This is a genomic window from Clostridium sulfidigenes (assembly GCF_000732635.1).
In the GTDB taxonomy this organism is placed as follows: Bacteria; Bacillota; Clostridia; order Clostridiales; family Clostridiaceae; genus Clostridium_J; species Clostridium_J sulfidigenes.
On record NZ_JPMD01000083.1, the window covers coordinates 1 to 1,231 of the forward strand.

Below are 1,231 nucleotides of genomic sequence, written 5' to 3' on the forward strand. Positions count from 1 at the left end.
AGTTTGGATGATTTATTGCATGGCAAACAAGCCTACAATAAATTGGATTTTTGTAGGCTAATCAAAGATATTAATCAATGTTAAGCAGCAACAAACCAAGAGTTCTTATTTGAATCACTAGAGTTAAATCCTGCTACTTGAGCAGGTGTTAATTTACTTAGTGAACCGTGAGGTCTAACGAAGTTATAGTGAAAAATAAATAGTGAAATTAGGTTGTTGGCTTTCTCAAAAGAATTAAAGCCCTTCTTAGCTTTATACCATGCTTTGAATGTTTTATTAAATGATTCTATTAGGTTATTGGTTATGTCGTTAGACATAGGTGCAACAGCAAGATGCTTTGTATTAGGCAATAGCTTCGCTACAGCTTGATTGTAAGATGGCAACCTATCTGTAATAAAGTTAGATGGAGTCCCAAATTTCTTTGCTTCGTTTATAAGTGTGAACGCTGACTCTTCGCTACGCGATTTTGTTAGGTGGAAGGCTAAGATAAATCTTGTTTCAGAGTCTATTGCAAGCCATAGATAATAACGTTCACCATTTATGAAAACTACAGTTTCATCAGCATGCCAATCGTCAGATTGCAGGTCTAAACCAGCTTTAAATTTATCTGCCTTGGCTTTGAAAAATGGTGCAAATTTGTTAGTCCAACTAGCTATTGTTACGTGTGACACTTTAATGTTTGAGGTAACAAGTAGAAATTGGGAGATAGCTCTCGTAGAAGAATTATTGAGAAAGTAGAGTGTTAGGGCTGTTAGTATTGTATTGAGTGAAAATCTCATACCTTTCATCGTAAAAGAGCCTGTAACACCCTCGCTAGAGGGCATATCAATGTTTGTGTTGTGATACTCAACAACTATGTGATTACACTTCTTATCTCCGCATTTATAGCGATTATAGTGCTTATATTGGTGATGTAGATATGTAGCTTTGCCACACTTAGGGCACCTTGGATAATTTAGTTTCACCTTGTCACTGACGGAGTCAGGAGCAAATTGACGCTTACATTTTTTACATTGATATTTTTGATTAGCCTGCTTGTCCAATCCGAACTTATATAGTTGATCAGAATGGCAGCGAGGGCATTTTACATTTGTTTTGTTCATTGTTCTTCTCTCCTTTTCTTGGGGGATATTTGGTCTTAAGTAAACTTATTATATTTCCAAGGGTTGAGAAGTGCAATGTTCATATAACTTAACAGAACGAATTATTGTTAGGAGTGATAAATATGAAG

General features: G+C 35.6%; 1 protein-coding gene. It reads right to left on the minus strand.

Features of this window, described 5'->3' with window-relative positions:
• Window positions 1-80: 80 nt before the first annotated feature.
• The gene (locus IO99_RS18030; protein WP_035135906.1) at window positions 81-1,103 is read right to left on the minus strand and encodes an IS6 family transposase; all 1,023 of its coding nucleotides are present in this window, start codon (window positions 1,101-1,103) and stop codon (window positions 81-83) included.
• Between the last annotated feature and the right edge of the window lie 128 nt (window positions 1,104-1,231).

Coding starts and splice junctions, on each gene's coding strand:
- IO99_RS18030 (WP_035135906.1), bottom strand. CDS start 1,103: ATGAACAAAACAAATGTAAAATGCCCTCGCTGCCATTCTGATCAACTA.